The organism is Geodermatophilus dictyosporus (assembly GCF_900115505.1).
Taxonomy (GTDB): domain Bacteria; phylum Actinomycetota; class Actinomycetes; order Mycobacteriales; family Geodermatophilaceae; genus Geodermatophilus; species Geodermatophilus dictyosporus.
Genome location: NZ_FOWQ01000008.1, coordinates 70,992 through 95,140, shown reverse-complemented (window position 1 = coordinate 95,140; position 24,149 = coordinate 70,992). Strand labels below are relative to the sequence as shown.

24 protein-coding genes, 1 tRNA gene and 2 pseudogenes are annotated in these 24,149 nt (G+C 76.8%); 9 read left to right on the top strand and 18 right to left on the bottom strand.

From position 1 onward, the window contains the following. Positions 1-49 precede the first annotated feature (49 nt). From BMZ33_RS17850 to BMZ33_RS17825, 6 genes are all read right to left on the bottom strand, one after another. Positions 50-388 (bottom strand): cytidine deaminase, encoded by a 339-nt coding sequence (locus BMZ33_RS17850; RefSeq protein WP_091113958.1) that lies wholly within the window; start codon positions 386-388, stop codon positions 50-52. A gap of 6 nt (positions 389-394) precedes the next feature. Then, positions 395-1,729 carry a hemolysin family protein gene (locus tag BMZ33_RS17845; protein ID WP_091113955.1) on the bottom strand — a complete coding sequence of 445 codons (1,335 nt, stop codon included), beginning with the start codon at positions 1,727-1,729 and terminating at the stop codon, positions 395-397. Between the two features lie 4 nt (positions 1,730-1,733). Then, entirely contained in the window at positions 1,734-2,237 is a 504-nt protein-coding gene (gene ybeY, locus BMZ33_RS17840; RefSeq protein ID WP_091113950.1) for an rRNA maturation RNase YbeY, read from the bottom strand. Positions 2,238-2,240: 3 nt separating this feature from the next. Further along, positions 2,241-3,356 carry a PhoH family protein gene (locus tag BMZ33_RS17835; protein ID WP_091113947.1) on the bottom strand — a complete coding sequence of 372 codons (1,116 nt, stop codon included), beginning with the start codon at positions 3,354-3,356 and terminating at the stop codon, positions 2,241-2,243. A 120-nt stretch (positions 3,357-3,476) separates the two neighbouring features. Then, on the bottom strand, positions 3,477-4,304 hold the full coding sequence (locus tag BMZ33_RS17830; protein ID WP_091114460.1) for an enoyl-CoA hydratase/isomerase family protein: 828 nt from the start codon (positions 4,302-4,304) through the stop codon (positions 3,477-3,479). Positions 4,305-4,328: 24 nt separating this feature from the next. Continuing rightward, positions 4,329-4,688: a histidine triad nucleotide-binding protein gene (locus BMZ33_RS17825; protein WP_169064512.1), complete on the bottom strand. Its 360-nt coding sequence runs from the start codon at positions 4,686-4,688 to the stop codon at positions 4,329-4,331. 110 nt (positions 4,689-4,798) lie between these two features. On the opposite strand from BMZ33_RS17825, the gene BMZ33_RS17820 reads away from it, so the two are divergent. From BMZ33_RS17820 to BMZ33_RS17810, 3 genes are read left to right on the top strand one after another with little or no spacing between them, the layout of a single operon-like run. Further along, positions 4,799-5,740, top strand: a complete 942-nt coding sequence (locus BMZ33_RS17820) for a putative selenate ABC transporter substrate-binding protein (protein ID WP_169064511.1) — start codon at positions 4,799-4,801, stop codon at positions 5,738-5,740. A gap of 23 nt (positions 5,741-5,763) precedes the next feature. Further along, positions 5,764-6,480, top strand: coding sequence for a phosphonate ABC transporter ATP-binding protein (locus BMZ33_RS17815; protein ID WP_169064510.1), 717 nt, complete (start codon positions 5,764-5,766; stop codon positions 6,478-6,480). Continuing rightward, positions 6,477-8,084 (top strand): ABC transporter permease subunit, encoded by a 1,608-nt coding sequence (locus tag BMZ33_RS17810; protein WP_091113939.1) that lies wholly within the window; start codon positions 6,477-6,479, stop codon positions 8,082-8,084. Before BMZ33_RS17815 ends, BMZ33_RS17810 begins: the two co-directional genes overlap by 4 nt. 105 nt (positions 8,085-8,189) lie before the next feature. Here BMZ33_RS17810 and BMZ33_RS17805 read toward each other — a convergent pair whose 3' ends face one another. The 3 genes from BMZ33_RS17805 to hrcA are packed head-to-tail and all read right to left on the bottom strand — an operon-like array spanning position 8,190 to position 11,142. Next, positions 8,190-8,957 carry a 16S rRNA (uracil(1498)-N(3))-methyltransferase gene (locus tag BMZ33_RS17805; protein WP_091113936.1) on the bottom strand — a complete coding sequence of 256 codons (768 nt, stop codon included), beginning with the start codon at positions 8,955-8,957 and terminating at the stop codon, positions 8,190-8,192. Further along, positions 8,954-10,105, bottom strand: coding sequence for a molecular chaperone DnaJ (gene dnaJ, locus BMZ33_RS17800; protein WP_091113934.1), 1,152 nt, complete (start codon positions 10,103-10,105; stop codon positions 8,954-8,956). Before dnaJ ends, BMZ33_RS17805 begins: the two co-directional genes overlap by 4 nt. Positions 10,106-10,119: 14 nt before the next feature. Beyond that, positions 10,120-11,142, bottom strand: coding sequence for a heat-inducible transcriptional repressor HrcA (gene hrcA / locus BMZ33_RS17795; RefSeq protein WP_091113931.1), 1,023 nt, complete (start codon positions 11,140-11,142; stop codon positions 10,120-10,122). A gap of 268 nt (positions 11,143-11,410) precedes the next feature. Between hrcA and BMZ33_RS17790 the strand changes: the two genes are divergently transcribed. The 3 genes from BMZ33_RS17790 (at position 11,411) to BMZ33_RS17780 (ending at position 13,623) form a co-directional block, all read left to right on the top strand. Then, a complete protein-coding gene (locus BMZ33_RS17790) occupies positions 11,411-11,722 on the top strand; it encodes a type II toxin-antitoxin system VapB family antitoxin (protein WP_169064509.1) in 312 nt (103 codons plus the stop codon). After that, entirely contained in the window at positions 11,719-12,186 is a 468-nt protein-coding gene (locus BMZ33_RS17785; protein ID WP_169064508.1) for a GNAT family N-acetyltransferase, read from the top strand. Before BMZ33_RS17790 ends, BMZ33_RS17785 begins: the two co-directional genes overlap by 4 nt. A gap of 180 nt (positions 12,187-12,366) precedes the next feature. Continuing rightward, positions 12,367-13,623: a serine hydrolase domain-containing protein gene (locus BMZ33_RS17780; protein ID WP_091113927.1), complete on the top strand. Its 1,257-nt coding sequence runs from the start codon at positions 12,367-12,369 to the stop codon at positions 13,621-13,623. A gap of 111 nt (positions 13,624-13,734) precedes the next feature. On the opposite strand, the gene BMZ33_RS17775 is transcribed toward BMZ33_RS17780, so the two are convergent. The 5 genes and pseudogenes from BMZ33_RS17775 to hemW form a co-directional block, all read right to left on the bottom strand. Beyond that, positions 13,735-14,340, bottom strand: a complete 606-nt coding sequence (locus BMZ33_RS17775; RefSeq protein ID WP_091113924.1) for a response regulator transcription factor — start codon at positions 14,338-14,340, stop codon at positions 13,735-13,737. Beyond that, positions 14,337-15,449, bottom strand: a complete 1,113-nt coding sequence (locus tag BMZ33_RS17770) for a sensor histidine kinase (protein WP_091114441.1) — start codon at positions 15,447-15,449, stop codon at positions 14,337-14,339. The genes BMZ33_RS17775 and BMZ33_RS17770 overlap by 4 nt, the downstream gene beginning before the upstream one ends. Positions 15,450-15,469: 20 nt before the next feature. After that, the gene (locus tag BMZ33_RS17765) at positions 15,470-16,144 is read right to left on the bottom strand and encodes an ABC transporter permease (RefSeq protein ID WP_169064507.1); all 675 of its coding nucleotides are present in this window, start codon (positions 16,142-16,144) and stop codon (positions 15,470-15,472) included. 70 nt (positions 16,145-16,214) lie between these two features. After that, positions 16,215-16,340 (bottom strand): annotated as a pseudogene (locus tag BMZ33_RS24250) (ABC transporter ATP-binding protein); the annotation flags it as partial. Positions 16,341-16,437: 97 nt separating this feature from the next. Next, complete coding sequence (hemW, locus tag BMZ33_RS17755) at positions 16,438-17,658, bottom strand: radical SAM family heme chaperone HemW (protein ID WP_091113916.1); 1,221 nt, start codon at positions 17,656-17,658, stop codon at positions 16,438-16,440. A 38-nt stretch (positions 17,659-17,696) separates the two neighbouring features. Here hemW and BMZ33_RS17750 point away from each other — a divergent pair, with 38 nt between their 5' ends. Both BMZ33_RS17750 and BMZ33_RS22800 read left to right on the top strand, forming a co-directional pair. Beyond that, a complete protein-coding gene (locus BMZ33_RS17750) occupies positions 17,697-18,464 on the top strand; it encodes an enoyl-CoA hydratase-related protein (protein WP_091113911.1) in 768 nt (255 codons plus the stop codon). 32 nt (positions 18,465-18,496) lie between these two features. Then, the gene (locus tag BMZ33_RS22800) at positions 18,497-18,655 is read left to right on the top strand and encodes a heme biosynthesis protein HemY (RefSeq protein WP_136697340.1); all 159 of its coding nucleotides are present in this window, start codon (positions 18,497-18,499) and stop codon (positions 18,653-18,655) included. A gap of 95 nt (positions 18,656-18,750) precedes the next feature. Here BMZ33_RS22800 and BMZ33_RS17745 read toward each other — a convergent pair whose 3' ends face one another. From BMZ33_RS17745 to BMZ33_RS23485, 4 genes are all read right to left on the bottom strand, one after another. Then, on the bottom strand, positions 18,751-19,698 hold the full coding sequence (locus tag BMZ33_RS17745; RefSeq protein ID WP_091113908.1) for a polyphosphate kinase 2 family protein: 948 nt from the start codon (positions 19,696-19,698) through the stop codon (positions 18,751-18,753). A 112-nt stretch (positions 19,699-19,810) separates the two neighbouring features. Beyond that, positions 19,811-21,556 carry a selenocysteine-specific translation elongation factor gene (gene selB / locus BMZ33_RS17740; RefSeq protein ID WP_091114438.1) on the bottom strand — a complete coding sequence of 582 codons (1,746 nt, stop codon included), beginning with the start codon at positions 21,554-21,556 and terminating at the stop codon, positions 19,811-19,813. 5 nt (positions 21,557-21,561) lie between these two features. Further along, entirely contained in the window at positions 21,562-22,872 is a 1,311-nt protein-coding gene (selA, locus tag BMZ33_RS17735) for an L-seryl-tRNA(Sec) selenium transferase (RefSeq protein ID WP_091113904.1), read from the bottom strand. A 37-nt stretch (positions 22,873-22,909) separates the two neighbouring features. After that, positions 22,910-23,005 (bottom strand) — tRNA-OTHER (locus BMZ33_RS23485). Positions 23,006-23,049: 44 nt separating this feature from the next. Between BMZ33_RS23485 and selD the strand changes: the two are divergent. Beyond that, a pseudogene (selD, locus tag BMZ33_RS17730) lies at positions 23,050-24,008 on the top strand (selenide, water dikinase SelD); the annotation flags it as partial. Between the last annotated feature and the right edge of the window lie 141 nt (positions 24,009-24,149).

Here is a 24,149-nt window from a genome sequence, read left to right as displayed (position 1 = left end):
CGGCCCAGTCTCCCACTCCGCACCGACACCTCCGCGGAGGCGGCGGCGGTCAGGAGGTCGAGCGCAGCGCCCCGTCGGGGCCGGCGAGGTGCACCGGCGCGGACGGCGTCAGGTCGTGGACGGCGGCCAGCCCGGCGGCCTCCACGGCACCGGCGTCGGAGACGACCGCCGCCGCCTCCAGGCCCTCCACCCCGCTGGACACCGCGGCGGCCACCGCGGCCTGCAGCGCCGACAGCTGCAGCGAGGGCAGCGCCACGCTCGCGGCCACGTAGGTGCGCCCGTCGGTGTCGCGCACGGCCGCGCCCTCGGGTGCGCCGGTGCGGCCGCGGGCGGAGCGGGCCAGGGTGACGAGCTTGGCGTCCTCGGGCTGCAGGTCAGGTGCCGACACGGGGGGTCAGCCTTCCACCACGCCCGCCGCGACGTCGGCCCGGGTGGCCCCGGACTGGTGCTCCGGGTCGGCGTCGGGCAGCCGCGTGACGAGGAGGGTGTCGATGCGGTTGCGCCGGCCGCCGGTGCTCTCGGCCACCAGCAGCAGCCCGGCCACCTCCGCCTGCGAGCCCTCGATCGGCACCAGCCCCAGCTCCCGGGCGAGCAGCCCGCCGACGGTCTCGACGTCGTCGTCGCGGGGCAGCTCGACGTCGAAGAGCTCGGCGAGGTCCTCCACCGGCAGCCGGGCGGTGATCCGCACCGACCCGTCGTCGAGGTGCTCGACCGGCGGGCGCTGCACGGCGTCGTGCTCGTCGGCGATCTCGCCGACGATCTCCTCGAGGATGTCCTCGATGGTGACCAGCCCGGCGAAGCCGCCGTACTCGTCGACCACGATGGCGATGTGCGTGCGGCGGGCCTGCATGTCGCGCAGCAGCTCGTCGACCGGCTTGGACTCCGGCACGAACGCCGCCGGGCGCATGAGCTCCTCGACCCGCGGCCCGCGGGAGTCGCCGAGGTTCTGCGAGCGGCGGACGAGGTCCTTGAGGTAGACGACGCCGACGACGTCGTCGACGTTCTCGCCGATGACCGGGATGCGGCTGAACCCGCTGCGCAGTGCCAGGGCCAGCGCCTGCCGGACGGTCTTGGTGCGCTCGATCCAGACGACGTCGGTGCGCGGCACCATCACCTCGCGGGCGATGGTGTCGCCCAGCTCGAACACCGAGTGGATCATGTTGCGCTCGCCGGACTCGACGACGCCGCGCTCCTCGGCCATGTCGACCAGCTCGCGCAGCTCGACCTCGGTGGCGAACGGCCCGTCGCGGTAGCCGCGGCCCGGGGTGATCGCGTTGCCGATGAGGATCAGCAGGGTGGCCACGGGGCCCAGGACGCGGCCGAGCAGCCGCACCAGCCCGGCGGTGGCCAGCGCGGTCGGGTAGGCGTGCTGGCGGCCCAGGGTGCGCGGGCCGACGCCGACGAGCACGTAGCTGACGACGGTCATGACCGCGGCGGCGAGCAGGACCGCGCGCCCGGTGCCCTCGACCACCTCGAGCGCGACCACGGTGACCAGGACCGCGGCGACCGACTCGCAGACGATCCGCAGCAGCAGGAGCAGCGACACGTGCCGTGCCCGCTCGGAGAGGACGTCCTCCAGGGTGCCCGCGCGGCGGACGCCGTCGCGCCGCAGCTCCTCGACGCGCGCCTTGGACACCCGCTGCAGGGCGGCGTCCAGCGCGCCGAAGAGCCCGGCGAGGGGCACCAGGCAGACGGCGACGACCAGCAGGGCGACCGCGCCGGCGCTCATCGCGTCACCGCGACCCGGGGCCCCGTTCGGCCGGCTCGCCGGTCACCGGCTGCCGCGGCGCGGACCGCCAGCCCTCGAGCAGCCGGGTCTGCAGGCCGAACATCTCCCGCTCCTCCTCCGGCTCCATGTGGTCGTAGCCGAGCAGGTGCAGCACGCCGTGGGTGGCCAGCAGCAGCAGCTCGTCGTCCATGGAGTGGCCGGCGGCGCGGGCCTGCCGGACGGCGACCGACGGGCACAGCACGACGTCGCCGAGCAGGGCGGGGCCCGGGTCGGGGTCGTCGGGCCGGGCGGTGTCGAGCTCGTCCATGGGGAAGGCCAGGACGTCGGTCGGCCCCTTCTCCCCCATCCAGCGCTCGTGCAGCACCGACATGTAGTCGGGGTCCACGCACAGCACCGAGAGCTCGGCCATCGGGTTGACGCCCATCTCGGCGAGCACGAAGCGGCAGACGCCGGTCAGCTCCGCCTCGTCGACGGCGATCTCCGACTCGTTGGCGACCTCGACGGGCACCGCTCAGCTCCCCTGCTGCCGGCGCGGCCGCGCCGTCCGGCCGCCCTGGGGTCCCGCGGCGGCCGGGCGGTCCTCGCGCTGCCGGCTGGCGTCCCACCGCTCGTAGGCGTCGACGATGTCGCCGACGAGCCGGTGGCGGACGACGTCGGAGCTGGTGAGGTTGGCGAAGTGGACGTCCTCGATGCCGTCGAGGATCTCCCGCACGATCCGCAGCCCGCTCTGCGCCCCGCCGGGCAGGTCGACCTGCGTGATGTCACCGGTGACGACGATCTTGCTGCCGAAGCCGAGCCGGGTGAGGAACATCTTCATCTGCTCGGCGGTGGTGTTCTGCGCCTCGTCGAGGATGACGAACGCGTCGTTGAGCGTGCGCCCGCGCATGTAGGCCAGCGGGGCGACCTCGATGGTGCCCGACTGCATCAGCCGCGGGATCGACTCCGGGTCGACCATGTCGTGCAGCGCGTCATAGAGCGGCCGCAGGTAGGGGTCGATCTTCTCGCTCAGCGTGCCGGGCAGGTAGCCCAGCCGCTCGCCGGCCTCGACCGCGGGCCGGGTGAGGATGATCCGGTTGACCTGCTTGGTCTGCAGCGCCTGCACGGCCTTGGCCATCGCCAGGTAGGTCTTGCCGGTGCCGGCCGGGCCGATGCCGAAGACGACGGTGTGCGCGTCGATCGCGTCGACGTAGCGCTTCTGGTTCAGCGTCTTGGGCCGGATGGTGCGGCCCCGGCGGCTGATGATGTCGAGGCTGAGGACGTCGGCCGGCCGCTCGGACCCGCCGCTGCGCAGCATGCCGATGACGCGGCGCACGGAGTCCGGGCGCAGCGCCTGGCCGGTGCCCAGCAGGGCGATGAGCTCGTCGAAGACGCGGACGGCGAAGGCGTTGTCGGCCGGCTGCCCGGTCACGGCGATCTCGTTGCCGCGGACGTGGACGTCGGCGGCGAGCTCGCCCTCGACCAGCCGCAGCAGCTCGTCACCGGAGCCGAGCAGGGCGACCATCGACACGGAGTCGGGGACGGTGATCGTGGTGCGCACCGCGGCGGGGGTGGGACCGGCGAGGCTGCTGGCGCCGTCCGCGGCCGCGGCCTGCGCGGAGGCCTCGCGCGCGGTGGGCGCGCCGGGCACGGGGACGTTCGGGGATGGATCGGGCAAGTGCCCTCGACCCTGCCTTCCTGGCACAGAGGCTGCTGACCGGTCGAGTCTACCCGCGCGCGGGGGCCCGGAACCGCCCGCGCGGGGCAGCCCTCACCGCCCGGTGTAGCTCGCCCTGCCCGGTCCCTCCTCCAGGAAGGAGGCCACCGCGCCGCGCAGGTCGGCGGTGGCGAACAGCGGCCCGGACACCTGCGGGGTGATCTCGTCGGCGGCCCGCACGCCGTGCCGCACGGCGGTGGTCACCAGCCGCTTGGTGGCCGCGTGCGCCAGCGTCGGCCCCGCCGCCAGCCGGCGGGCGAGGTCCCGGGCGGCCTCGGCGAAGCCGTCGTCGGGCAGCACCCGGTTGACCACGTCCCACCGCTCGAGGACGGCGGCCGGGTAGCGCTCGCCGGTGAGGATGAGCTCCTTGGCCCGCGCCGGGCCGGCCCGCTCAGCCAGCCGCTGCGGCCCGCCCATGGACGGGGTGAGCCCGACGACCACCTCGACCAGCCCGAACGAGGCGCGCTCGGCGGCCACCAGCAGGTCGCAGGCCAGCGCGATCTCGAACGCCGCGGTGAGGGTGAGCCCGTGCGCGGCGAAGACCGTGGGCACCGGGAGGTCCTCGATCGTCTGCGCGATGCGCAGCAGCCGGGCCCACAGCGCCGTGCCGCGCTGCGCGGACTCGGCCCCCTCCGCGATCTCCCGGAAGCCGTGCACGTCGACCCCGCCGGAGACGACCTTCCCGCGGGCCTCGATCAGCACCGCGCGGGCGCGGTCGGGCCGGCCGGGCTCGGTCAGGGCCACCAGCTCGGCCAGGACCCGCTCGAAGCCGGCGTACACCGGCTCGTCGAACAGGTTCAGCGGCGGCTTGTCCAGCACGACGACGGCGACGTCGCCGTCGCGCTCGATCCGGACGGGGGCGGCGCCGGGTGCCTCGGTCATGCCGGCCACCCTGCCACGGCCGGCTCAGCCGGGCGGCCACCCCAGGTCGCGGCCGCCCAGGACGTGCAGGTGCAGGTGGTGCACGGTCTGGCCGGCCTGCGGGCCGGTGTTGGCCACCAGCCGGTAGCCCGGCTCCGGCCCGTCCTCGGTGGCCAGCCCCTCCTGGACGGCGACCGCGTGCGCGGCGGCCACGACGTCGGCCAGCAGCTGCGGGTCGGCGCCCACGAGCAGGCCGGCCGTCGCGTGGTGGTCCTTGGGGATGACCAGCACGTGGGTGGGGGCCTGCGGGTTGATGTCGCGGAAGGCCAGCGTCCGGTCGGTCTCGTGCACGACGTCGGCCGGGATCTCCCCGGCGACCATGCGGCAGAACAGGCAGTCGCTCACGCGCGCACCCTAGGGGGCGTTGGGGACGGCCGCGGGCGAGGATGGGTCGCCCACCACCGATCGTCCCCGGAGGTCCCCGTGCCCGTCCCCCACCGACCCGGTCGGACGTAGTGGCCGGCCGCCGCGCTCTCCGGTCGGGGAGCCCCGTCGTCCCGCTACTCCCGCGCCGCGCGTTCCTCGCGGGCCTGACCCTCGCCACCCTCACCACCGGCGCCGCCTCCGCCTGCGGCCGCTCCTCCCCCGTCGGCCGCGAGGCGGCCGGACCGGGCTCGCTCTCCGTCGGCGCCATCCCCGACCAGGACCCCGAGGTCCTGCAGCGGCTGTACGGCACCGTCGCCGACTCGCTGTCCGCCGCGCTCGACCTCGACGTCGCCTACACGCCGGTGACCGACTACGGCGCGGCGGTCTCCCTGTTCCGCACCGGCGACCTCGACCTCGTCTGGTTCGGCGGGCTGACCGGCGTCCAGGCCCGGCTGCAGACACCGGGCGCCACGACGATCGCCCAGCGCGACGTCGACGCCGACTTCCACTCGGTGTTCGTCGTGCAGTCGGCCACCGGGCTCGCGGCGTCGGACGACCTGCGCCCGCTGGCCGGCCTGCGGTTCACCTACGGCGCCGAGACCTCGACGTCGGGCCGGCTGATGCCGGCGTGGTTCCTGCAGCAGGCCGGCGTCGACCCGCAGGGCTTCCCGGGCGGTCCCGCCTTCTCCGGCTCGCACGACGCCACGCTGCAGCTGGTGGCATCGGGCAGCTACCAGGCCGGCGTGCTCAACGAGCAGGTGTGGGCCGCCCGCACCGCGGAGGGCGCGGTCGACCCGTCGGTGGTCGCCTACGCCCGGACGCCGGGCTACCCCGACTACCACTGGCTGCTCGGCCCGCGCGCCGCCGACCTCGCCGGCCCGCTGCGCGACTTCTTCACCGGACTGCGCGCCGACGACCCGGCCGACGCCGCGGTCCTCGACCTGTTCGGCGCCGGGTCGTTCGTGCCGGCCCGGGCCTCGGACTACGACCGGATCGAGCAGATCGGCCGCGAGCTGGGGCTGGTCACCTGAGCGCCGTCCTGCGGCTGACCGGCGTGACCGTCCGCCTCGGGGCGGCGACCGTGCTCGACGACGTCGACCTCACCGTGGGCGCCGGCGAGCGGGTGGCCCTGGCCGGGGCGTCGGGCGCCGGGAAGTCGACGCTGCTGGGCGTGGTCAACGGCACCGTGCCGCCGTCGGGCGGGTCGGTGCGGGTGCTCGGGGCCGACCCGGCCGCGTTGCGCGGGGCCGCACTGCGCCGGCTGCGCGCCCGGGTGGGCACCGTGCACCAGCACCTGGAGCTGGCCGGGGCGCTGCGGGTGGTGCACGAGGTCAACGCCGGGCGGCTCGGGTCGTGGCCGGCGCTGCGGGCGGCGTGGTCGCTGGTGCGGCCGCAGGGCGTGGCCGACGTCGTCGCCGCGCTGGAGCAGGTGGGCCTGGCCGACCGGGTGTTCGACCGCACCGACGCGCTCTCGGGCGGGCAGCGGCAGCGGGTGGCCGTCGCCCGGGTGCTCGTCCAGCGGCCCGACCTCGTGCTGGCCGACGAGCCGGCGTCCGCGCTGGACCCCGTGCTCACCGAGCGGGTGCTCGGCCTGCTCGCCGGGCCCGCGGACCGCGGCGGCGCGCTGCTGGCCGCGCTGCACGACCCCGCGCTGGCGCTGCGGCACTGCGACCGGGTGGTGGGGCTGGCCGCCGGCCGGGTGGTCCTCGACGCCCCGGCGGCCGCGCTGACCGTCGCCGACCTCGCCGCGCTCTACGGGACGGCGGCGTGACGGCGCTGCTCGCGCGGCCGGCCGCCGCCGTCCCCCGGCTGCGGCGCGACCGGCGGCGCTGGGCGTGGGGGCTGGCCGCGCTGGCCGCTGTCTGCTGGTCGGCGACCGGGGCCCTCGACGGGGTCAACCCGGCCGGGGCGGCGCAGTTCGGCGCCTTCGCCGCGGCGGCCCTCTCCCCCGCCCTGGACGGCGCCTTCCTCGGCGTGCTGGCCACGGCGGCGCTGGTCACGGTGGCCTACGCCGTCCTCGGCACCGCACTGGCCGTGCTGCTCGGTGCGCTGGGCGCGGTCGCCGCCGCGCGCAGCACGTGGGGGCGGCGCCGGCTGGGCCGGCTGGCCACCCGCGGGGTGCTGGCCGTCCCCCGCGGGCTGCACGAGGCGGTGTGGGGGCTGCTGCTGGTCAACGTGCTGGGCCTGGACCCGTGGGTGGGCGTCCTGGCGATCGGCCTGCCCTACGGGGCGGTGACCGCCACGGTGTTCGGCGCGCTGCTCGACGAGGTCCCCCGCGGGCCGTACGAGGCGCTGCGGGCGGCGGGGGCCGGGCGGCTCGCCGCGGCCCTGTACGGGCTGCTGCCGCGGGCGGCCGGCGGGTTGCTGTCCTACGCCTGCTACCGGCTGGAGTGCGCCGTGCGCTCGGCCGTGGTGCTCGGCCTGGTCGGCGCCGGGGGCCTGGGCTACCAGCTGTCGCTGTCGTTCGGCTCGCTGCGCTGGCCGCAGGTGTGGAGCGCCGTCTACGCGCTGGCGCTGCTGTGCCTGGCCGCCGACGTCGCCGGCCGCGCGGTGCGCCGCCGGCTGGCCGCCCCGCGGCGGCGGGCCGGGGTGCTCTCCCGCGACCGGGTGCTCACCGCCGCGGTGCTCGGGACGCTCGTGGCGGGCGCGTGGTCGTGGTGGTTCCTGGCGCTGTCGCCGGCGTCGCTGGTGTCGGCGCGGGCCCGCGAGCAGGCCGGCTTCGTGCTGCGCGCCGCGTGGCCGCCCTCGGCCGACGGCGACCTGCTGCGGTCGGTGGCCGCGGCGGCGGTGGTGACCGTGCAGACGTCGGTGCTCGCGGTCGTCCTCGCCGCCGTCGGGGCGGTGCTCGTGGCGGGGGTCGCGGCGCGGCCGGCCGGGCGCTGCTCTCCGCTCCGGCGCCTGGCCGGCGTGCTGGTGCGGCTGGGGCTGCTCCTGCTGCGGGCGGTGCCGGCGCCGGTGTGGGCGCTGGTCCTGCTGTTCGTGCTGCTGCCCGGTGTGCTGCCGGGCGCGGTGGCGCTGGGGGTCTACACGCTGGGCGTGCTCGGCCGGCTGGCCGCCGAGGCGGTCGAGGAGGCCGACGCCGGTCCGCGGGCGGCGCTCACGGCGCTGGGGGCGCACCCGGCGGGCGGGTGGCTGTACGGGGTGGCGCCGCTGGTGGCCGGGCCGGTGCTGGCCTACGCGCTGTACCGGTGGGAGGTGACCGTGCGCGACACGCTGCTGGTCGGGCTGCTCGGGGCCGGCGGGCTCGGGGCGCTGCTGGCCTCGGAGCTGGCCGCGTTCGACTGGCCGGCGGTCGCCACGGTGCTCACCGCGACCGTCGTCCTCACCCTCGCCGTCGACCTCGTCGGCGACCGCGCCCGCCGCGCCCTGCGCTGAGCCCGGGCCGCCGTCCTCCCGGCACCGCAGCGCGTCCTCCCGCACCGCCCACCGTCGGGGAGGACGCGCGGTGACCAGGTCACCCGATCACCGCGCGGTCGCCGCTCACCGCCAGCGGGTGGTGACCGAGAGGGCGGCCAGGGCGGCGGCGCCGGCGGTCGAGGTCCGCAGCACCTCTGGGCCGAGCCGCACCACCTGTGCGCCGGCGGCCCGCAGCGCCACCACCTCGCCGTCGGTGAGCCCGCCCTCGGGTCCCACGACGACGGCGACCGTGCCGCTGTCGGGCACGTCGATCCCCGACAGCGGACGGCGCGCCTGCTCGTGCAGCACCAGCGCGAGGTCGACGTCCTCGAGCTCGCCGCACACCTGCCGGGTGGTCATCGGTGCCGACACCTCGGGCACCCGCGGCCGCCGCGACTGCTTGCTCGCCGCCCGCGCCGCGGCCCGCCACCGTGCCAGGCCCTTCTCGACGCGGTCGTCCCGCCAGCGGGTCACGCAGCGCGCGGCCGCCCACGGGACGATGCGGTCCACGCCGAGCTCGGTGGCCAGCTCCACGGCCAGCGGCCCGCGGTCGCCCTTGGGCAGCGCCTGCACAAGCCACAGCTCCGGCTCGGCGGGCGGCACCTCGAGCCGGGCGGCCACCTGCACCCGCAGGCCGGCCGGCCCGGCGTCGAGCACCGTGCCCTCGGCGACCGTGCCGCGGCCGTCCCCGACCCGCACCGGCTCGCCGGCGGTCAGCCGCAGCACGTCGACGGCGTGCCGGCCCTCGGCCCCGCCGACGAGCAGCTCCGGTGCGTCGGGCAGCTCGTCGAGCAGGAACAGCGGGGCGCCGTCGAGGACGGGCCGCTGCTGGCCGGGGGCCGGATCGCTCACTTGAACGGGTTCCGCACCCGCGAGAACAGCCCGCCGTGTCCCTCACCCGACGCCGACGCCGACGCCGGGCGGTCCTCGCCGCGCAGCACCGCGAGCTCGCGCAGCAGCTTCTCCTGCTCGGCGTCGAGCCGCGTGGGCGTCTGGACGTCGACGTGCACCAGCAGGTTGCCGCGGCCGGTGGACCGCAGCCGCGGGGCGCCCTGCCCGCGCATCGTGAGCACGGTGCCCGGCTGGGTGCCCGGGCGGACGTCGACGTCGGTCTCCCCGCCGTCGAGCAGGGTGAGCGGCAGGGTGGTGCCCAGCGCCGCGGCCGTCATGGGCAGCGTGACGGAGCAGTGCAGGTCCTCGCCGTCGCGGGTGAACACCTCGTGCGGGCGCTCGCGGATCTCCACGTAGAGGTCGCCGGCCGGGCCGCCGCCGGGACCGACCTCGCCGCGGCCGGTGAGCCGGATCCGCATGCCGTCCTCGACGCCGGCGGGCACCTTGACCGGGATGGTCCGGCGGGCACGCACCCGCCCCTCGCTGCCGCACTCGGGGCACGGTTCGGGGATGACCTGGCCGGTGCCGGCGCAGGTCGGGCAGGGCCGGGTGGACACGACCTGGCCGAGGAACGAGCGCTGCACGCTCTGCACCTCGCCACGGCCGGAGCAGGTGGCGCAGGTGACCGGGTGGGTGCCCGGTGCGGTGCCCGCGCCGCTGCAGGTGCCGCACAGGACGGCGGTGTCGACGGTGATCTCCTCGGTGGTGCCGAAGACCGTCTGCTCGAGGTCGAGCTCGATGCGGATGAGCGCGTCGTCGCCCTCGCGCACGCGGCTGCGCGGGCCGCGGGCGCCCATCCCGCCGGCGCCGCCGAAGAAGGCGTCCATGATGTCGCCGAGGCCGCCGAAGCCGGCCTGCCCGAACGGCGAGCCGCCGCCGGCGCCGGGGCCGGTCTCGAACGGGTCGCCGCCGAGGTCGACGATCCGGCGCTTGTCGGGGTCGGTCAGCGCCTGGTAGGCGCGGCTGACCTCCTGGAAGCGCTCCTTGGCCTCGGGGTCGGGGTTGACGTCGGGGTGCAGGTCGCGCGCCAGCCGCCGGTAGGCCTTCTTGATGTCGGCGTCGGACGCGCCCCGGGACAGCCCGAGGACGCCGTAGTAGTCGGTTGCCATCTGTCTTCGAGACCTCAGCTCTCGGCCAGCAGCTGGCCGACGTAACGGGCCACGGCGCGGACCGCGGCCATGTTGCCCGGGTAGTCCATGCGGGTCGGGCCGACGATGCCCAGCCCCCCGAGGGCCCGGTCCCCGGTGCCGTACCCCACGGAGACGACCGATGCACCGGTCAGTGCCTCGTGCGCGTTCTCCTCGCCGATGCGCACCAGGACCGCGCCGCCGGTGTCGACCTCGCTGATCAGCTTGAGGACGACGACCTGCTCCTCCAGCGCCTCCAGCAGCGGGCGCAGGCTGCCGGGGAAGTCCAGGGCGGTGCGGGCGAGGTTCGCCGTCCCGCCGATGACCAGCCGGTCCTCCCCCGGCTCGACCAGCGTCTCGACCAGCGTGGCGCTCACCGCGGCGACCAGCGCCCGCAGGTGCGGCGGCGCGGTGTCGACCAGGTCGGGCACCCGGCCGCCGGCGTCGGCGAGCCGGGCGCCGGCGAAGGCGGAGTTGAGCAGCGCGCGGAGGTCGGCGACGTCGTCCTGGGCCATGTCGACCGGGCACTCCACGACCCGCTGCTCGACCCGGCCGGTGTCGGTGATGAGCACCAGCAGCAGCCGGGAGGCGGTCAGCTGCACCACCTCGAGGTGGCGGACGGCGCTGCGCGAGAGCGTCGGGTACTGCACGACGGCGACCTGGTGGGTCAACTGCGCCAGCAGCCGCACCGTGCGGCCCAGGACGTCGTGCAGGTCGACGGCGCCGTCGAGGAAGCGCTCGATGGCCTTGCGCTCGGCGGCCGACAGCGGCTTGACCGCCGAGAGCCGGTCGACGAACAGGCGGTAGCCCTTGTCGGTGGGCACCCGGCCGGCGCTGGTGTGCGGCTGGGTGATGTAGCCCTGCTCCTCGAGAACGGCCATGTCGTTGCGGATCGTGGCCGGCGAGACGCCCAGGTCGTGCCGCTCGGCGAGGGCCTTGCTGCCCACCGGGTCGTTGGTGGAGACGTAGTCCTGGACGATGGCCCGCAGGACCTGCAGACGGCGTTCGTCGTGCGCCACGGTGACACCTCCCCGTACCGGTCGACGTGCCCGTGCGGGCGGCTCCGGGAGACGCGGCCTGCACGCACCGGGCTCCCCGGTGGGCTGGCACTCGCACGGACCGAGTGCCAGCCCAGCATACGACCGAGGCGCTCGTCCGTCGCGGACTCCGACGCACGCCACACCCGCGGGGGCGGGCGGGTCCGCGGGCCGGTGGATAGGCTCACGGACCGACGGTGCCGGAACGGGGCGGGTCAGGACGGAGGTCGGGTCCCTGGTCTTCAAAGCGGTGCGCGACGGCCGCCCCTACCCCGAGCACGGCCTGGCCACGAAGGACTGGGCGATGATCCCGCCCCGGCAGATCCGCCTCGACACGCTGGTCACGACGAAGCGCGAGCTGGCCCTGGACACCCTCCTGGCCGAGGACTCGACCTTCTACGGCGACCTGTTCCCGCACGCCGTCCAGTGGCACGGCGAGCTCTACCTCGAGGACGGCCTGCACCGGGCGCTGCGGGCCGCGCTGCAGCAGCGCACCGTCATCCACGTGCGCGTGCTCGACCTCGACGCCCTCATGTCGACCGACCCCGGCCGGGTGCTGTGAGCGAGCACCCCCTCGGGGACGGCGTCGTGCTCCGCCGCGCGGGTGCGGACGACGTCGCGGCGATGGTCGCGCTGCTGGCCGACGACGTCCTGGGCGCCGGCCGGGAGACCGCCGACCTCGCGCCGTACGAGGCGGCCTTCGCCGCGGTGGACGCCGACCCCGCCCACCTGCTCGTGGTCGCCGACGACGGCGGCACCGTCGTCGGCACGCTGCAGCTGACGTTCCTCCCCGGGCTGTCCCGCGGCGGCGCGCTGCGGGCGCAGGTGGAGGGCGTGCGGGTGGCCGCGGCGGTGCGCGGGCGCGGGCTGGGCGAGGCCATGCTGCGCTGGTGCGCCGACGAGGCCCGCCGCCGCGGCGCGACGCTGGTGCAGCTCACCACCGACAAGCGCCGCACCGACGCGCACCGCTTCTACGAGCGCCTCGGCTGGGTCGCCTCCCACGAGGGCTTCAAGCTCGAGCTGTAGGACCCGCCCGCGGCTCGCGTGCGCTGCCGCTCGCTGCTCGGTGTGCCGATGGTGTGCGCCCAGGGGCGGTCGTCCAGCCGGGGACTGCACCCCTCTGCACACCGCTCGTCGGTGCCCCCTCGCTGCACCTCCCGGTCCTCGAGTGCCCGCTCCGAGACGGACTGCGGTAAGGAGTCCCACATGACACAGGTCGAGTCCCGTCTCACGTCCCCGGAGTCGGTGGGGATGAGCGCCAACCGCCTCGAGCGCATCGCGCCCGCGCTGCAGGAGTACGTCGACGAGCGCGGCTACCCGGGCTTCACGACGCTCGTGTCGCGCCGCGGCCGGCTCGTCCACGAGGGGCGGATCGGCTGGCAGGACCGCGAGGCCGAGGTGCCCCTGGCGGAGGACACGATCTACCGCCTGTACTCGATGACCAAGCCGATCATCTGCACGGCGCTGATGACGCTCTTCGAGGAGGGCAGGTTCCAGCTCGTCGACCCGGTCGCCAAGTGGATCCCGGCGTTCGGGGCGACGAAGATCGCCGGTCCGGGCGGGACGCTCGAGGACCAGTCGCCGCTGCGCCCGATGCAGATCCGCGACGTGATGAGCCACACGAGCGGGCTCACCTACGACTTCCTCGAGGACTTCCCGGTCGCGGAGCAGTACCGCGCCAGGCAGCTCATGCACGACCCGACGCGCACGCTGGAGCAGCTCGTCGACGAGCTCGCGACGATCCCGCTCGCCTTCGCGCCCGGGACGATGTGGCACTACAGCCTGGGCACCGACGTCACGGCGCGCCTGATCGAGGTCATCTCGGGCCAGCAGCTCGGGGACTTCCTCCAGGAGCGCCTCTTCGGGCCGCTCGGGATGACCGACACGGCCTTCGGCGTCCCGGAGTCCGAGCGCGGCCGCATCTCCGCCATGTACGGCCTGCCGGACATCATCGCCCAGGACATGACGTTCAGCACCCTGGCGGCCGCGTTCGCCGCCGGCGACGTCGGCCGCCGCGACGTGGAGGCGACCTACCCGAGCGACGCGGCGGACGTCTTCCAGCGTGGCGGCCTCGGCCTCTTCGGGACGGGCTCGGACTACCTGCGCTTCGCGAACATGCTGCTCACGGGCAAGGCGGAGGACGGCACCCGCGTCCTCGGCCGCAAGACGCTCGAACTGATGCACACGAACCACCTCGCACCGGCCCTGCGCCCCTACGTCCTCGCCGGCGTACCGGCGCCCGGCTACGGGTTCGGCCTGGGCTCCCGCGTCGCCATGGACATCGGCCAGAGCGCGCTGGCCGGCTCCCCCGGCGAGTTCGGCTGGGCCGGTGCGGCGAAGACCTACTACTGGGTCGACCCGGTCGAGGAGATCGTCGGCGTGATCCTGACGCAGCACATGGTCGGCTTCGACCTGCCCGAGGCCGACTTCCGGGCGGTCGTGTACCAGTCGATCGAGGACTGACCGGCGGTTCCCGGGCGGCGGCGGGTCCTCCGTCGCCGCCCGCAGGCCCCTCGTCCGGTGGCACGACCCACCGGCGCGAGCCCGTCCGGAGCGGCGCGAGGCGTCCTGCGGCTACAGCCAGCCCTTGTCGGCGGCCACGCGGGCGGCCTCCACCCGGGTCCGCGCCCCGGTCTTGCCGATCGCCGAGGACAGGTAGTTGCGCACCGTCCCCTCCGACAGGAACAGCCGGCGGGCGATGTCGGCGACGGTGGCGCCGTCGGCGGCCTCGCGCAGCACGTCGGCCTCGCGGGCCGACAGCGGGGTGGCCCCGAGGGCCAGCGCCGCGGCCGCGAGCTCGCGGTCGATCACCCGCTCCCCGGCGACGACGGCGCGGATGGCCCTCGCCAGTTCGGCGACCGGGGCGTCCTTGACCAGGAAACCGGCCGCGCCGACCTCCATCGCCCGCCGCAGGAAACCGGGCCGGCCGAAGGTCGTGAGCACGACGGCCCGCACCGCGGGCAGCTCGGCGGCCAGCTCGCGGGCGGCCTCGATGCCGTCCTGCCCGGGCATCTCGATGTCCAGCAGCGCGACGTCGGGCGCGTGCTCGCGGGCGGCGGCCAGCACCTGGTCGCCGCGGCCGACCTCGGCGACGACGGTGATGTCCTCCTCCAGGTCCAGCAGCGCCCGCAGCGCGCCGCGGACCATCGACTGGTCCTCGGCGACCAGCACCCGGATCACCGGGTCACCACCGCCGCCGGGACCGGCGCCAGGGGCAGGACGGCGCGCAGCTCGTACCCGCCGGCGCGCCCGGCGCCGCCGGTCAGCACCCCGCCCAGCGCGCCCACCCGCTCGGCCAGCCCGGTCAGGCCGGAGCCAGGGGCGGTGTCGTCGGTGGGCCCGCGGCCGTCGTCGGTCACGGTGAGGACCGCCTCCGTCCCGTCGTCGGTCAGGGTGACGGTCACCGCGCGGGCGCCGCTGTGCCGCAGCACGTTCGTCGTCGCCTCGCGGACCACCCAGCCGAGCGCGGCGTCGACCGGCCCGGGCAGCGGGGGCACCCGGGCCGGCAGGCGGACGGCGATGCCCGCGCCCGACAGCGCCGAGCGGGCCTCGGCCAGGGCCTGGGCGCAGCTGACCTGCCGGTAGCCGCTGACCGCGTCGCGGACCTCGGCCAGCGCGCGGCGGGCGGCGGCCTCCACGTCGGCCATCTCGGCGCGCGCCCGGGCGGGGTCGACCTCGGCCAGCCGCCCGGCCAGCTCGCTCTTGAGCGCGATGAGCGACAGGCTGTGGCCGAGCAGGTCGTGCAGGTCGCGGGCGAAGCGCAGCCGCTCCTCGGCGACGGCGTTGCGGGCCAGCTCCTCGCGGGCCTCGGCGAGCTCGGCGTTGACCGACACCAGGTGCCGGGTGCCGCGCAGCGCGAACGCGGTCAGCAGGCAGAGCACCGGGAGGACCAGCAGCCCGGTCCCGCCGTCGAGGAGGAGCACCCCGGCGCAGACGGCGGTCGCCGCGAAGACCGCCGGCCACGTCCATCGGGTGGGCAGCGCCGCCGCCGAGGCCGCCGACACGTAGATCAGCAGGCCCGCCCAGGACGGCCCCAACCACGCGGCCAGCCCGGCGCCGAGGACGGCGACCACGGCCAGCCGCCCGAGCAGCGGCCCGCTCCAGCAGCCGTCGAACGCGCGCCGGAAGACGTCGAGGTAGACGGCGGTGAAGACGACCAGCCCGGCGCCGGCGACCACGCGGACGGCGAGCGGCCGGTCGGTGGTGACCAGGTCGGCGACCGGGAAGTACTGGAACAGCAGCCAGGGCAGCGCCCAGCCGACGCGGTACCAGCGGGGACGGGGGTCCACGGCGCCCGACCGTAGCCCGCTCAGCCCGCGACCGCGGGCAGCGACCGCCGCCGCGCGACGACCGCGGCCAGGGCACCGAAGGCCGGCACGAAGGCGGTCAGCGCCGCGACCGCGGCCGCGGGCGGCAGCCGTCCCGCGGCGGCGGCGTGGCCGGCCTCGGCATACCAGTACGACGGCAGCCCGTGCGCCACCGCGCGCAGGCCCGAGGGGAACAGCTCGACCGGCACCCACAGCCCGCCCAGCGCGGCCAGCACGGTGCCGACGATGCCGACCGCGCCGCCCGCTGCCCGCTCCTCCAGCGCCCAGCCCAGCAGCAGCCCGAGGGCGACGAACACCGCCGACCCGAGCCACAGCACGCCGACCAGCCCGGCCCACTCCCCCGGCGCCAGCCGCACGCCGGTGAGGAACCGCCCGGTCAGCGCGACGACGACCAGCGGCGGCAGGGTCAGCAGCATCCCGACGGCGACGTCGACGGCGACCACCGAGGTCTGCGGCACCGGGGTCACCCGCAGCTGCCGCAGCCAGCCCGAGGCGCGGTCGAAGGAGAGCCGGACGGTCGCGCCGAGGGCGGCCCCGACGGCCCCGTGGGCCATCATCGCGACCATCGTGGCCGCCGCCTGCTCGGGGCTCACCCCGCCCGGCGTCCCGGCGAAGACCTGGGTGAAGAAGACGGTGGAGGCCGCCGGCAGCAGCACGGTGAAGAACAGGAAGGCCTGTCGCCGGGCGCAGCAACCCGAGGACCGCGCCGACGGTGCTGGACTTGCCCGCCCCGTTGGGCCCGAGCAGCGCGACGGTCTCGCCGCGGCCGATGCGCAGGTCGAGGTCGTCGACGGCGAGGACGTCGCCGTGGCGGACGGTCAGGCCGGAGGTGCTGAGGGCGTCGGGAGGCACGGCCCGAGCCTGCTGGCCCGCGGGGCGCCCGCAGTAGTGCGGGACGTCGCCGTCCCGACCTGACACCTGTCACCCGGCCCGGCGGGCGGGCCTCCCCCTAGTCGGTGAGGTCGCGGACGACGGCGTCGGCGAGCAGGCGTCCGCGGTCGGTGAGCACCGCCCGGCCGGCCCCGTGCGCGGCGGGGTCGAGCAGCCCCCGGGCGACGGCATCGGCGGCGCGCAGCCGGCCGGCGTCCGACAGCGCGGTGAGCGGCAGCCCGTCGCGCAGCCGCAGGCCCAGCATCACCGTCTCCAGCGCCCGGTCGGCGGGCTCGAGGACCTCGCTGTCGGCCACCGGGTCCTCCCCCGCGGCCAGCCGCTGCGCGTAGGCGGCCGGGTGCTTGACGTTCCACCACCGCACCCCGCCGACGTGGCTGTGCGCGCCCGGCCCGACACCCCACCAGTTCGCGTTGGCCCAGTACAGCTCGTTGTGCCGGCAGCGGGCGGCGTCCCCGCGCGACCAGTTGCTGACCTCGTACCAGTCGAACCCGGCGCCGCGCAGGACGGTGTCGGCCTGCACGTAGCGGTCGGCGAGCACGTCGTCGTCGGGCAGCGGCAGCTCGCCGCGGGCGATGCGGCGGGCCAGCCGGGTGCCCTCCTCGACGATGAGCGCGTAGGCGCTGACGTGGTCGACCGGCGCGGCCAGGACGGCGTCGAGCGAGGCGGCCCAGTCGGCGTCGGTCTCGCCGGGCGTGCCGTAGATGAGGTCGAGGTTGACGTGCCCGAAGCCGGCGGCGCACGCCTCGCGGGCGGCCCGGGCGGCGCGGCCGGGGGTGTGCCGCCGGTCGAGGACGGCCAGCACGTGCTCGGCGGCCGACTGCATGCCCAGGCTCAGCCGGGTGAAGCCGGCGGCGCGCAGGGTGGCCAGGCTCGCCGGCGTCACGGACTCGGGGTTGGCCTCGGTGGTCACCTCGACGTCGTCGGCGACCGGGAACAGCTCGCGGACGGCGGACAGCACGGCGGCCAGGTCCTCGGCGGGCAGCAGCGTCGGGGTGCCGCCGCCGACGAAGACGGTGGAGACCGTCGGCAGGTCGGGGCCGAGGACGTCGGCCGCGCGGCGCAGCTCGGTGATCGCCGTCCCGGCGTACTCGGCGCGGTTCGCGCCGGGGCCGAGCTCGTCGGAGGTGTAGGTGTTGAAGTCGCAGTAGCCGCAGCGGGTGGCGCAGAACGGCACGTGCACGTAGAGCCCGAAGGGCGTGCGGGCCAGTCCCTCGCGGGCGCTGTCGGGGAGCTGGAGGGTCCGCGGCGGGGCCTCCAGCAGCGGCAGGACGGTGTTCATCTGACCCCAGTGTGCCGCGCCGGGCAGGATGTCCGGTCGTGGCTGACGACGACGTGCTGCAGGTCTCGGTCGAACGCGGGGTCGCGACCCTCACGCTCGACTCCCCCGCCAACCGCAACGCGCTCTCCCGGGCGCTGCGGGCCCGGCTGCGCGAGGCCCTCGACGCCGCGCTGGCCGACGACGGGGTGCGGGTCGTCGCGCTCGACCACACCGGCCGGGTGTTCTGCTCGGGCATGGACCTGTCCGAGGCGGCCGGGGCGGGCGCCGGCGACCAGGGTGTGCGCGAGCTGCCCGAACTGCTCGAGCGGATCTGGACCGCCCCCAAGCCCGTGGTCGCCACCGTCCGGGGTCCCGCACGGGCCGGCGGGGTCGGGCTGCTGGCCGCCTGCGACGTCGTCGTGGCCGGCGCCTCGGCGACCTTCGCCTTCTCCGAGGTCCGGCTGGGCATCGTGCCCGCGGTGATCTCGGCGGTCGTGCTGCCGCGGGTCCTGCCGCACGTGGCGCACCGGCTGATGCTGACCGGCGAGGTCTTCGACGCCGCCGCCGCGGCCGCCGGCGGCCTGGTCGACCTGGCCGTGCCCGACGACGAGGTGGACGCCGCGGTCGAGGCCCAGGTGCGGGCGCTGGCCGCGGGCTCGCCCTGGGCGCTGGCCGAGACCAAGCGGCTGCTGCGGGCGGGCGGCCTGCGCGGCTCCTTCGACGACCTGCTCGACCTCTCCGCGCGCGCGTTCGCCGGCGAGGAGGGGCAGGAGGGGATCGCGGCCTTCCGGGAGAAGCGCCCGGCGCGCTGGGTGCCGGCCCCCTAGCGTCGGCCGCGGGCGCGCGGGACCCTGCGGGCGTGACCGCACCGGAGGACCCCCGCGCCCGCTTCCGCTCCCTGCCGCGGCCCGTCGACCCCCAGGACACCGTGGAGACGGTGGACGCCTCCGTGACGCGGCCGGCCGCCACCGAGAGCGACGAGCGGGACCGACTGCTGCGCGACGCCGGCGGCGTCTGACGCGGGGCGGCACCTCCCCTGGCAGCCGGTCGTGCTCTGACCACAGGTGTGTGCAGAGCACGACGACCCTCGGGAGGACACCCGGTGCGGCGTGGCTAGTCCTCGACCGTGACCGCGTCGAGCCCCTCCTCGGGCGCCGGGTACCGCGGGTCCATCGCCTCGAGCGTGTCGGCGATGGTCCGGGCGATCACCAGGTTGCGGTACCACTTGTTGTCGGCGGGCACGACGTACCAGGGGGCGACGTCGGTCGAGGTGTTGGCGATGGCCTCCTCGAAGGCGGCCATGTAGTCGTCCCAGTACCGGCGCTCGCGCAGGTCGTTGGCGGAGAACTTCCACCGCTTGTCGGGGTCGGCGAGCCGGCTCTCCAGGCGGCGCTTCTGCTCGTCCCGGGAGATGTGCAGGTAGAACTTGAGCACCGTGACGCCGCTGAGCGAGAGCGCCTGCTCGAACTGGTTGATGACGTCGTAGCGGGGCCGCCAGACCTCCTCCGGCACCAGCCCCTTGACCCGCACCACCAGCACGTCCTCGTAGTGCGAGCGGTTGAAGATGCCGATCATCCCGCGCGAGGGCACCCGCTGGTGGTAGCGCCAGAGGAAGTCGTGGGCCGACTCCTCCGCGCTCGGGGCCTTGAACGACGACACCTGGCAGCCCTGCGGGTTCACGCCGCGGAAGACGTGCTTGATGGTGCCGTCCTTGCCGCCGGTGTCCATGGCCTGCAGCACGAGCAGCAGGCTGCGCCGGTTCTCCGCGTAGAGCCGGGCCTGCAGGTCGGCGATCCGGTCGCGGTGGTGGGCCAGCTCGGCGGCGGCGTCCTTCTTGCGGCCGAAGTGCTCGGACTCGTCGGGGTCGACGTCGGCCAGCCGCACGCCGGCACCCGGCTCGACGCGGTAGCGCGGGTAGTCCGGCTCCGGCGGCGGGTCGGCCACCACGACCTGCTCCGGCCGCGCGGCCCGCGACTGCCGGCCGGCGACCGACCGCGCGGCGGTGCGGGTCTCGCGCGACTCGGCCGCGGTCCCTCCCGCGGCGCTCGTCCTGTCGGCCATGCTGCCCTCCCGGTGACGGTCCCTCCCGGCACACCACGGCCGGAGCGGGTGCGGGCAGTACCCCCGACTGCGCCGGCCCTACCGCCCAGGCGGGACGGTCGGCGCAGCCGCGTCAGCGCAGCCGGCGGGTGGCGTCCGGCAGCTTCTCGGTCACCCCGCGCGCGTCCAGCCACTCCATCAGCGGCACGGCCACGCGCCGCGACGTCCCCCAGGCCGAGCGGGCCTGGCTGAGGGTGAACGGCGCCGGCACCGCGGCCAGCCGCGCCCGCGCCTGCTCCTCGACCCCCGGCGCCAGGTAGACCCCGTCCGCGACGCGCACCAGCTGACCGTCGCGCACCGCCGCGGCCAGCTCGCGCGGACCCAGCCGCGCGGCACGCAGCTCCTCGGCGTCGGGCGCGGCGAACGGGTTCCCCGCCAGCCGGGCACGGACGGCGTCGACCGCCCGCTGCACCGCCGGCGGGAGGCCGGCGGCGGCCACGACCACGCGTCCCTCGCGCATCGCCAGGGGCGTGCGGACGACGAGCCCGACCAGGTCGTCGGCGGGCAGGCCCAGCTCGCGGCGGACGAGCGCCACCGGCGGCCCCGGCTCCAGCGGGTGCGCCTGCCGGTGCGCCGCGACCAGCCCGGGCACCCGCCGCGCGAGCGCCTCGACCAGCCCGGGCGCGAGCAGCCACGGCCCGGCGCGGACGGCGTCGCCGGGCACCGGCCAGCCCATCGCGGTGAAGTCGTCGGCGCGCACCACCCGGCGCCGCGCCAGATCGGCGGCCGCACCGGCGGGCCCGGTGTCCTGCCCGTCCAGCTCGGCGGCGCGCTGCCGGGCCGCGCCGCGGCGGCGCAGCTCGGGCGGGGCCACGTCGCGGACGTCGGCACCCAGCACCCGCCGGGCGCCGGGGTCGCGCAGCAGCACCCGGTCGCCCACGCGCAGCGGCAGCGGGCCGGCCAGCCGCAGCCGCACCGCCGTCCCCTCCAGCGGCCGCACCCGCACCGGCACCGCCGCGGAGCCGACGTGCAGCACCGCCTCGGCCGGCAGACGGTCCTCCGGCTCGCGCGCCAGCACGACGTCGACCTCGGCGGTGGACCGGAACGCGCCCGGGGTGAGCAGCGCGTCGCCGCGGGCGAGGTCCTCGACGGCGACGCCGCGCAGGTTGAGCGCCACTCGGGCGGTGGCGTCCGCGCGGTCCACCGGCCGGCCCAGGGACTGGACGCCGCGCACGCCCACCTCGCGACCGCCCAGCAGCAGCCGGTCGTCGGCGGCCACCGAGCCCGCGGGCAGCGTGCCGGTGACGACGGTGCCGGCGCCGCGGATGGGGAACGCCCGGTCGATCCACAGCCGCACCGGCGCGGCGGGGTCGGGTGCGGGCAGCCCGGCCAGCAGCGTCTCCAGGGCGGCGGCCAGCTCGGGCACGCCCCGGCCGGCCGGCGCGCTGACCGCCACGCCCGGCACCGCACCCATCGTGGTCGCGGCCAGCCGCTCGGTGGCGTCGGCGAGCACCGGCGCGGGGTCGGCGAGGTCGGCCTTGGTGACGGCGAGCAGCGCGTGCCGGACGCCGAGGGCGTCGAGGACGGCGACGTGCTCGGCGGTCTGCGTCGACCAGCCGTCGTCGGCCGCCACCACGACCAGCGCGGCCGGCACCGGGCCCACCCCGGCCAGCATGTTGCCGACGAACCGCTCGTGCCCGGGCACGTCGACGACGGCGACCACCCGGCCCGAGGGCAGCGTCGTCCAGGCGAAGCCGAGGTCGATGGTCAGGCCGCGGCGGCGCTCCTCCTCCCACCGGTCGGGCTCCATCCCGGTGAGCGCGCGGACCAGTGTCGACTTGCCGTGGTCGACGTGGCCGGCGGTCGCGATCACGTCCATGCCGTTCACGTCCACCGGCGCGCGACCTCCAGCACCGCGGCGGCCAGGTCGCCGTCGCACGCCGGCGGGACGCTGCGCAGGTCGAGCAGCGTGCGCCCGTCGGCCACGTACCCGACCACCGGGGAGCCGCCGAGCCGCAGCGGCCCGGCGAGGGGCTCGGGCAGCGAGACCGCGGCGCTGGGCAGCGGGTGCTCGGGCGCCCCGCCGCCCCCGACGCGGGCGGCCGAGTCCACCGCGCGGGCGTCCACCCCGGCGGCGACGAGCCGGGCGGCCAGGGCCGCGGCACGCGAGCGCAGCCCCTCGACGTCGGCGGCGAGCATCTCCTGCACCGGCGGCAGCGGGCCGCGCAGCGTGGCCTCCAGCGCCGCGAGCGTCGTCTTGTCCACGCGCAGCGCCCGGTACAGCGGGTGCCGGCGCAGCCGCTGCACCAGGTCGGCCCGGCCCAGCACCAGCCCGGCCTGCGGGCCGCCGAGCAGCTTGTCGCCGCTGGCCAGCACCAGGTCGGCGCCGTCGGCGAGCGTCGTCTGCAGGTCGGGTTCCTCGGGCAGCGCCGAGTGCGGCCGCAGCAGCCCGGAGCCGACGTCGGCCACCAACGGCACCCCCGTCCCGGCGAGCGCCCCGGAGAGCTCCGCGACCGGCACCGCCCGGGTGAACCCGCGGACGACGAAGTTCGACGGGTGCACCTTGAGCACCGCGCCGGTGTCCGGGCCGAGCGCGCGCGTGTAGTCCTCGAGCGCCACCCGGTTGGTCGTCCCCACCTCACGCAGCCGGGCGCCGGTGGCCTCCAGCAGCTCGGGGATGCGGAAGCCGTCGCCGATCTCCACCAGCTCGCCGCGGGCGATGACCAGCTCGCCGCCGAGTGCGGTGGCCACCAGCGCGAGGGCGGCCGCACAGTTGTTCACCACGATCGCCGCCTCGGCCGCCGGCACGGCCGCCAGCAGCGCCGCCAGCGCCGCCTCCCCGCGCGGGCCGCGACGGCCGGTGCGCAGGTCGAGCTCGACGTCGGTGGTGCCGCTGGCCGCGACCACGGCCTCGACCGCGGCCGGCGACAGCGGCGCCCGCCCGAGGTTGGTGTGCACCACGACGCCGGTCGCGTTGAGCACCGGCCGCAGGCTGCCCGCCGTCGTCGGCAGCGCGGCGAGCACGGCGGCGACGGCGCCGTCGGGGGCGAGCCGCCCGTCGCGCACCCGCTGCTGCGCCGCGCGGACGGCGTCCTTGACCAGCTCGCGGCCCAGCCGCGCGCACGCGGCGGCCACCGCGGGGTCGGCGAGCAGCGTGTCGGTGCGGGGCACGGCCCGCCGCGGGTCGGCGCTCATCGCTGCGGAGCGTATGCGCGCCGGCCCGCGGGGCGGCTGGCGGAGGCGGACGGGAATCGAACCCGCCTGACCGAGCTGCTCGGCCACGTCGGCTTTAGAGGCCGCGGGGGCCACCAGGCGCCCTGACGCCTCCGCCGGCCAGCCTACGGTGGGGCGGTGACCAGCGCGCCCGCACGGATCCGGCTCACGCAGTACGCGCACGGCGGCGGCTGCGCCTGCAAGATCCCGCCCGGCGAGCTGGAGGCCGTCGTCGCCGGGCTCACCGCCACCGGCCCGCGCGACCCGGCCGCCGAGCTGGTCGTCGGCCTCGACGACGGCGACGACGCCGCCGTCGTCCGGATCGCCGGCGGGCAGGGGCTGGTGCTCACCACCGACTTCTTCACCCCGGTCGTCGACGACGCGCACACCTTCGGCCGCATCGCCGCCGCCAACGCCCTGTCCGACGTCTACGCCATGGGCGGCACCCCGGTCGTGGCGGTGAACCTGCTCGGCTGGCCGCGCGACGTGCTGCCCGCCGAGCTCGCCGCCGAGGTCCTGCGCGGCGGGCTCGAGGTGGCCCAGGAGGCCGGGTGCCATGTCGGCGGCGGCCACTCGATCGACGACCCCGAGCCCAAGTACGGCATGGCGGTCACCGGCGTGGTCGACGTCGACCGCGTGATCACGAACGCCGCCGCCACGGCCGGGACGCCGCTGTCGCTGACCAAGCCGCTGGGCGTCGGGGTGCTCAACAGCCGGATGAAGGCCACCGGCGAGGTGAGCGAGGAGGCGGTGGTCTCGATGACGGCGCTCAACCGCGACGCCGGCCGGGCCGCCGTCGCCGCGGGCATCCGCGCCGGCACCGACGTCACGGGCTTCGGCCTGCTCGGCCACCTGTACAAGATGGCGCGGGCCAGCGGGGTGACCGCGGTGGTCGACGCCGCCGCCGTCCCCTACCTGGCCGGGGCGCGCGAGGCGCTGGCCGCGGGCTTCGTCTCCGGCGGGACGCGGCGCAACCTCGACTGGGTGCGGCCGCACGTCGACCTGTCCGCCGTCTCCGCGGACGAGGCGCTGCTGCTGGCCGACGCGCAGACCTCCGGCGGGCTGCTGCTCGGCGGCGAGGTGCCCGGCGCGCCGGTCGTCGGGGAGTTCGTGCCGCGGCAGGAACACGTCGTCGTCGTCCGCTGACGGCGTGTCGCCGGCGGCACGCCGCCCACCCGTCCACCTGCGCGCGAAGAGCGCTTCGGCCCCGAGGCCGACCGCTGTCACCCTCCCGCTCACCGGACCCCGGAGGTCCCGGG